Here is a 6,923-nt window from a genome sequence, read left to right on the forward strand (position 1 = left end):
CAAGAATCTCGTGACTTTAGTCATGAGAGGTTCAATGTATTATTACTGTACACAAACAAATGGCTATGGAGGCTGATACTCTTAAGCTTCAATTTCATGATAAGGTATTAAGCTAACGGATCGACGAATGAATAAAGCGAGATCAAAGAAAGGGCCAACCCAAACCTGTTAAAGGCCGCCAAAGTCTCCTGCACTTTCTCTCTTATGATGTTTCTAGCTTATTTTACGGAAGCCGGTGGCTTTCCCGTTTTGGCTGATACAGAAAAATAACTCATCTCAACAGGTGAGACGGGCTTTGATTTCGGTTTCCCCCTCAGTTTCTCCGACACGCCGTCCTGGCTTTCATCTGAGCAGTCCCGGCGGTATCTTCCCTCCTCCAGCTTCATGTCGATAAAATCGACGACCTGCTGCAGCGAGGCGATTTGGCTGACGATATTTTCCCGGTGTCTCCTTATGTGCTCTACCAGCTCAGGATATTCTCCGGGATCTGCGTCGGCGGAGACCGCCAAAAACGGCCGCATTTCCTCCAGCGGCATCCCCGTTTTTTTCAGGCAGGACATCAGCCGGATCGTATTGATGTCCTTCTGCCGGTAGATGCGGTGCCCGTTGTCCTTCCGGTCCGCCCGGGGTAGCAGCGCGATCTTTTCGTAATAACGGATCGTATCCTCGGAAATTCCGGTTTGCTCGGCGGTTTGCTTTATTGTAAAGGTTTGCTCTGCCATCATCCTGTTCCCTCCCGGAGATTGCTTTTTTGTGCATTATACATCTTGGTGCTGGCTCCAAGTCAAGTCTCTTATCCTTAGGACAAAAACTTTACTTACGTGCCTTGACTTGGAGTCGACTCCAAGTTATAGAATGTGCGCTATCAGGGGAAAATATCCCGACATTAGGAGGAGACGTACAATGAACACGAACCAACGTGAAAATATCGCAATGATTACAGGCGCAAGCAACGGGATCGGGTTGGAATTAACACGGAAGTTGCTGTCGGAGGAATGGCAGGTGGTTGCTTTGAACCGTTCCGACTTTCCTGCGGATGATATGAGAATCCAAAAAGCTATCAATAGTGGATGGCTTCGCATTTATAAAATAGCGGATCTCGCCGATTATGCCAGCTTGAGACGTACTTTGGAAGAGATCAAAGGAAAGGAGCGGCGGATCGACATCTTGTTCAACAATGCCGGCGGGAGCTTTCCCGAGCTAAGTTATTCGAAACAAAGTCGTGAGAAACATTATGAACTGATGACGGTCGTTCCATATATCATTCTGATGGAATTGAAGGAACTCTTAAAAAACGGCAGCTTAAAAACGGTGGTCAATACCTCATCTTCAGCACTAAACTATGTGAAAGAGTTTAATATCGAAACCCTGGAACGCCCCAAAACCTTCCGCAAACTGCTCGGTCCTTATGCCACTTCAAAGCTGGCGCTTTCGCTGTGGACTCAGGCTATCGCATCGCAGCTTGCCAAGGAAGGCATTAAGATCCGCAGCGTTGACCCGGGTGGCAATAATACGCTAAAAAAAGGAAACCAATCCGGACTGCCCATAGTGGTTAAATTGCTAATGAAGCTGTTTTTCTCTCCGCCTACCCACGGCGCGAACCTGTTGTATGAGGGGGCCCTCGGGGAACACCGTAATGAGACCGGCGTGTTTTTGCTGAAAGGTCGGGTTACAGATTTAAAATTTAAAGATCAAGCGCGGAACGTTTTGGATAGGATTAATGCGATTTACAGACACGAATTTCTTGGTGAGCGCACCTGAGGACAGCTCCTTCTTTCAGCTACGAATCTCGAAATATCTATGGAAGACGATTCCTTTAAGGGATTTGCTTTGTAAGTGAATGAAGTAAGTTGAACCGTATAAATTGACCGATACAACCTCTATCGGCTCAAACTGCTTATCTCCAGGAGTAATGTACTGACGAAACTTTTGACTGGTTGAACTCCCTCGGTAAACGATAGTTGAATAATGTGTATCTAGAAAGGGCCATTCGGAAAGGATGGCCTTAAAATACAGACAGCGCGAAGAACCGTATCACAAGTGGCGAGAAAATCTCGGAATCTCCAAGTAATAGATTATTTTTGATGAAACATACAATATACAGGTAAATTGTCGATTTGTGTTTCATTGCTTAAAGTAAATCCAAATTTTCGATACCAATTTATATTTTCTTTATTTTCGGTATCCAGTGCGACTCCATGTGATTTTGTGTCCTTATTTACCGTATTCAACAGGTGTTTCAGCAGCACTTTACCGATTCCTTTACCCTGATCCTCCGGTTGTACTGCAATCATAATGAGGTAGTGATGCGTCAATGGGGGAGCAGCGGATCTTGTGACTCTCATATAGGAATTAAGGAGACTCAAGGTTTGTCCGGACATTTGAAAGAGCAAAGGAATCAATCTCCCTATTAGCAATAATCCTTTCATATTCTGAAGCTTGCTTTCATGCGGCTTCTCTACAATATAAGCACCCAGTAAGCTTTCATTTTCAAAATAACCCCATACCTCTTCATTGAGCAAAAAGCTTTTATCAAACATAAAAGAGACAAAAGCTGTCACGTGGCTACTTGCTGTTCTGTCGAGAACCGAATCGCCAAATAAATGCGTGAATAAGGGATCTTTGGCAAAAGCCCTGCTCATGAGTGATACGAATAAGGGCTTGTCTGATTTTATTAGCTTGGACACTCTATACGAAGTACTCATGGTTCTTCACCAATGCTGCTCATTGTTTTGCCATAATGGTCAACGGAAAAGCTAAATAACACTTTAAGCATAAATAATAAGCAGGTGATTAACATATATGGCTGCATATCCGGCAGCATGGGCATACAGCCCAGGCCAACAGACAAGAGGAGACCCGCAACAAATAGTTGCGAATGTCTTCCGATAAGAGCATTCACGATAAATGCTCCTGTGATCGTATAAGCCCATATCCCTATCGAATACCCAATATTTTTATTTAATAAAAATGCAACAAGTACGATATGAAAGTGTATCGCAATGAATACGATTCGATTCGTTTTTCGTGCGGCATAAAAGTTGCTGGTTGAGTCGGAAAAATTAGCTATGCAGCCAGAGAATATATCGAAAATTAATAATAATGCCAGGGTACTGCGCCACACCGGTAAATTGTCCGTAAGTTCAGGGAATACCAAATATAACGCAGTAGTCAGCAGTACACCAAAAAGCAGTATGGTTAGAATCGACCCCAAACTTTGTCTTTCACCGAAAACATCATGCAAGAACGAAGGAATCCGCAGTTGTTTCATTAATTACACTCCCATCATAAATTAATATAGTTATGTACTGAATATATTCATCAACTACAAAATTATTATATCTATGAAAAAACGATATTTCAATAGTTTTGTACTCGATTTATTGAAAAACTCTAAAATATGAGCTACACTACATGTGGGGTGAAAGAAGATGAACGGCTTCGAACGAAGGAAACAAAAAAAAATCGAGCAGATATACAGTGTCTCATTTCAGTTATTTTCTAAACACGGCTTTCAGAAGGTCAGTGTGAATGAGATCGCTCAAAACGCGAAGGTATCCCCTGCAACGATCTATAATTACTTTGGGACAAAAGAACAGCTCTATGCCGATATGCTTATGGATTGGATGGACAAGCAGTTGGAGCAGTATGAGAACATTCTTGATTCAGAGCTCTCTTTTCCTGAGAAGACCAAGGAAATCATGCTGCTGGAGGCCCGAAATTTAAAAATCTTATCAGATGAGTTTCCGGAATTCCCCTCCTCTGAGTTAAATAGATTAGTGCAGACGGTGGAAAGGCATAACGAGCAAAAGGGCATGCAATTTTTTATGAAGTTTGTCGCGCTTGGAAAGCAAGAGGGCTTTATTCATAAAGATCAGACAGATGAGATGACTATACTGTACTTCACGATGTACAAGAATGAGCTGGGGCGGTATTGGGCAGCGTCGAACGAAGAAAGCGTAACTCGGAATATGGATCAGTGGATGGAGTTATTCTTCTATGGGTTAGTCAGACAGAATCAAGAGCAAAGGCAGGAGCAGGGCGAAGTCAATAACAGCTCCACTTGTGATGACGCGGGCTGACAATCAACCAAATGACCGAACAAGCATCTACTTGTCCGGTCGTTTTTATTTTGATTGGCTTAACGATCAGTTGCAATCATGTTTTTATCATAACAATTTTGTTATGACTACTATTATATATATTCATTTCACTTATGTTAAAGCCCGTTGTATCATCTGATTATGGAAAGCGGCAAGTCAATCAAGCAAAGCCAATCAAATTTATTAAGGGGGAAATATTGTGAAATATAAGGCTTGGATTTTATTAATATTAGCCAATCTATTTTGGTCTGGTAATATGATTTTCGGAAAATTCAGCTCAAATGAATTTCCTGCTGTATGGACAGCTTTTCTAAGATGGGTTGTTGCATTGATTCTCCTTATTCCCATTGCCCAAATTGTGGAGAAACCTTCGTGGCTTCAAATATGGAAAAAAACCGGGGGATTATCATTTCGTTAGCTGTTTTAGCCATTGTTGTCTATAGCTATCTCATGTATGCTTCACTACAGTTCACATCTGCAGCGAATGGCGCCCTAATTAACACACTCACTCCAGCCTTGATTATGCTCTTTTCGTTGATATTCCTTAGAGAAAAAGTAAGTACCTTTCAGTTCATTGGATTAATCACTTCACTTCTTGGTGTCCTGACTGTTTTGACTAAAGGAAACCTGCTTCAATTGTTTTTTACCCATTATAACAAGGGTGATGCACTCATGTTTTTGGCCGTGTTATGCTGGACAGCCTATTCGTTGGTTGTAAAAAAAGCAAAGGGCATTCCACCCATTACATTGGTAGCGATGATAGCGATTGTGGGTACTGTTCTGCTGATTCCTTTTTTATTCATGCAGCCTCTTCAGTATAAGGAAGTAACTTCTTTCGGTATTATAGGAATTGTTTATCTGGGGGTATTCCCGGCAGTCGGCTCGTTTATCTTTTGGAATCAAGGCATTAAGATCTTGGGGGCGGGTAAAGCTGGCATAACCATGAATTTATTGCCTGTCTTTACAGCTATAATTGCGGTTATCTTGGGTCAGGGTCTGGTGATTTCACAAATTGTCGGGGGACTCATTACGATTGCCGGTACGATATTCACTTCAATAAAACGGAAACAAGTTGTTCCCGAAAAAAGCATGGCACTTCAGTTGAATTCATAATAACTCCTGTAAGGCTGATACTAATCAACAAAACGACCGAATAAGCATCGCTTGTCCGGCCGTTTTTATTTATGTCTGGTAGTAGCTTAGAAATTCTCCAAAACAATCTTTCCTATCGCTCTTCCGGTCTCCATTTTTTCATGTGCCAGACGCAGGTTTGCTGCGTTGATCGGTTCCAGGCGTTCGGCTAGGGTCGTCTTCAGCTTGCCCTTATCGATCAGCTCAGCCAGTTGGTTCAGGATATGGTGTTGTTTGATGATATCTTTGGTCTGGAACATGGCACGGGTGAACATGAGCTCCCATACAAACGTGACACTTTTATAAAAAATCATATCCATATCCAAGCTTCCCGCCTGGGAAGCCTTCGCTACAGGAACGATCGAGCAAATCTTGCCCTGGGGGGCGATAGCTTCTGCCATATTCGCAAAATGCTGCACCGTATCATTCAGGCAAAATATATAATCTACGGACTCGAACCCAATTTCCTTGAGCTGCGGCGCAAAAGGGCTGTTGTGGCTGATTGTATAATCCGCACCGTGATCTTTGACCCACTGCACGGATTCCGGACGTGAAGCGGTGCCAATTACAGTTAGACCCGCTAATTTGGCAAGCTGCGTAGCTATTGATCCTACTCCTCCTGCCGCACCGATAATGAGTATGCTTTCGCTCTCCTCAGCGCTATGACTGATTCCCAAACGATCGAATAAACCCTCCCAGGCCGTAAGCGAGGTCAGAGGCAGGGCGGCAGCTTGCGCGAAATCCAGGCTCTTCGGCTTGGTTCCCGCAATTCGTTCATCCACCAAGTGAAATTCACTGTTGCCGCCTGGACGAGTGACACTACCCGCATAAAATACTTCGTCTCCCGGCTTGAACAATTGGCATTCAGGTCCAACCTGCTCCACGATCCCGGATACATCCCAACCTAAAACTTTGGGCGATTCTGCCTCATAGTTATTATTCTTGCGAATATCCAGGTCGGCTGGGTTGACTGAGACGGCTTTGACTTTGACAAGCAGATCGCGGCCTGTGGGCACTGGTTTTTCTATATGCAGATCAACAAGGCTTTCCGGATCGGATAAAGGGAGATATCGGTAAGCACCGATTGCTTTCATTTTTTGACGATTGCTCATTTCTTCTTTCCTTTCCAATGGGTTTGTCGTACAAACGAATTATATATTGTATACTTACATTAAATAAGTACGCATATTTTTAGTATATAGTATTAAAAAACATACCATTGGAGGAGGAGACGCTTAATGGGAGATCGAAGAAACAAATACGGGGCTAAGCCGAACATGGAAAGCTGTCCTGTGGAAACCACTCTCGATGTCATCGGCGGCAAATGGAAAGGGATTATTCTCTATCAGCTTATTGGCGGAACGAAAAGGTTTAATGAATTCCGGCGTCTCAATCCGGGAATTACGCAGTTTATGCTCACCTTGCAGCTCCGGGAGCTTGAGCGGGACGGCATCGTTCACAGAGAAGTGTATAAAGAGGTCCCGCCAAGAGTGGAATACTCGCTCACCGATTTTGGCAGGACGCTTGAGCCGATTATCGTCTCGATGAAAGCATGGGGGGAGTCTTATAAAATCAGGCTTAACGATATTAGAACCCGGCAAGAGGAAGACTCTTTTGAGCATTCAGACGGGAGACCTGTCAAAATCAACGTCCTCATTGAACACTCCCCCACTTAGCTAACACTTGAAG

9 protein-coding genes are annotated in these 6,923 nt (G+C 43.4%); 5 read left to right on the forward strand and 4 right to left on the reverse strand.

The window, feature by feature from the left end:
* Window positions 1-218: 218 nt before the first annotated feature.
* Window positions 219-725: a MerR family transcriptional regulator gene (locus tag L691_RS0108005; protein WP_025689881.1), complete on the reverse strand. Its 507-nt coding sequence runs from the start codon at window positions 723-725 to the stop codon at window positions 219-221.
* Window positions 726-903: 178 nt separating this feature from the next.
* Here L691_RS0108005 and L691_RS0108010 point away from each other — a divergent pair, with 178 nt between their 5' ends.
* Complete coding sequence (locus tag L691_RS0108010) at window positions 904-1,761, forward strand: SDR family NAD(P)-dependent oxidoreductase (RefSeq protein WP_025689882.1); 858 nt, start codon at window positions 904-906, stop codon at window positions 1,759-1,761.
* 314 nt (window positions 1,762-2,075) lie between these two features.
* Here the strand turns inward: L691_RS0108010 and L691_RS0108015 are convergent, their stop codons facing one another.
* Together L691_RS0108015 and L691_RS0108020 are read right to left on the reverse strand one after the other, a co-directional pair.
* Complete coding sequence (locus L691_RS0108015; RefSeq protein WP_232229130.1) at window positions 2,076-2,687, reverse strand: GNAT family N-acetyltransferase; 612 nt, start codon at window positions 2,685-2,687, stop codon at window positions 2,076-2,078.
* A gap of 14 nt (window positions 2,688-2,701) precedes the next feature.
* A complete protein-coding gene (locus L691_RS0108020) occupies window positions 2,702-3,271 on the reverse strand; it encodes a hypothetical protein (RefSeq protein ID WP_025689885.1) in 570 nt (189 codons plus the stop codon).
* Window positions 3,272-3,431: 160 nt separating this feature from the next.
* Between L691_RS0108020 and L691_RS0108025 the strand changes: the two genes are divergently transcribed.
* The 3 genes from L691_RS0108025 to L691_RS33920 all read left to right on the forward strand — a co-directional run bounded on the left by L691_RS0108025 (window position 3,432) and on the right by L691_RS33920 (window position 5,216).
* Entirely contained in the window at window positions 3,432-4,082 is a 651-nt protein-coding gene (locus L691_RS0108025; RefSeq protein WP_025689886.1) for a TetR/AcrR family transcriptional regulator, read from the forward strand.
* Between the two features lie 220 nt (window positions 4,083-4,302).
* The gene (locus tag L691_RS33915; protein ID WP_198022999.1) at window positions 4,303-4,521 is read left to right on the forward strand and encodes an EamA family transporter; all 219 of its coding nucleotides are present in this window, start codon (window positions 4,303-4,305) and stop codon (window positions 4,519-4,521) included.
* Window positions 4,476-5,216 carry a DMT family transporter gene (locus L691_RS33920; protein WP_051459330.1) on the forward strand — a complete coding sequence of 247 codons (741 nt, stop codon included), beginning with the start codon at window positions 4,476-4,478 and terminating at the stop codon, window positions 5,214-5,216. Before L691_RS33915 ends, L691_RS33920 begins: the two co-directional genes overlap by 46 nt.
* A gap of 86 nt (window positions 5,217-5,302) precedes the next feature.
* On the opposite strand, the gene L691_RS0108035 is transcribed toward L691_RS33920, so the two are convergent.
* The gene (locus L691_RS0108035; RefSeq protein WP_025689887.1) at window positions 5,303-6,346 is read right to left on the reverse strand and encodes a zinc-binding alcohol dehydrogenase family protein; all 1,044 of its coding nucleotides are present in this window, start codon (window positions 6,344-6,346) and stop codon (window positions 5,303-5,305) included.
* Window positions 6,347-6,472: 126 nt separating this feature from the next.
* Here L691_RS0108035 and L691_RS0108040 point away from each other — a divergent pair, with 126 nt between their 5' ends.
* The gene (locus L691_RS0108040) at window positions 6,473-6,910 is read left to right on the forward strand and encodes a winged helix-turn-helix transcriptional regulator (RefSeq protein WP_025689888.1); all 438 of its coding nucleotides are present in this window, start codon (window positions 6,473-6,475) and stop codon (window positions 6,908-6,910) included.
* The last annotated feature ends 13 nt before the right edge of the window (window positions 6,911-6,923 follow it).

The sequence above is a fragment of the Paenibacillus zanthoxyli JH29 genome (assembly GCF_000520715.1).
GTDB lineage: Bacteria > Bacillota > Bacilli > Paenibacillales > Paenibacillaceae > Paenibacillus_AQ > Paenibacillus_AQ zanthoxyli.

What these genes read in the sequence shown, in the direction of transcription:
- L691_RS0108040 (WP_025689888.1), top strand. Translation starts at nt 6,473, where the DNA reads ATGGGAGATCGAAGAAACAAATACGGGGCTAAGCCGAACATGGAAAGC.
- L691_RS0108025 (WP_025689886.1), top strand. Translation starts at nt 3,432, where the DNA reads ATGAACGGCTTCGAACGAAGGAAACAAAAAAAAATCGAGCAGATATAC.
- L691_RS0108005 (WP_025689881.1), bottom strand. Translation starts at nt 725, where the DNA reads ATGATGGCAGAGCAAACCTTTACAATAAAGCAAACCGCCGAGCAAACC.
- L691_RS0108010 (WP_025689882.1), top strand. Translation starts at nt 904, where the DNA reads ATGAACACGAACCAACGTGAAAATATCGCAATGATTACAGGCGCAAGC.
- L691_RS0108020 (WP_025689885.1), bottom strand. Translation starts at nt 3,271, where the DNA reads ATGAAACAACTGCGGATTCCTTCGTTCTTGCATGATGTTTTCGGTGAA.
- L691_RS0108035 (WP_025689887.1), bottom strand. Translation starts at nt 6,346, where the DNA reads ATGAGCAATCGTCAAAAAATGAAAGCAATCGGTGCTTACCGATATCTC.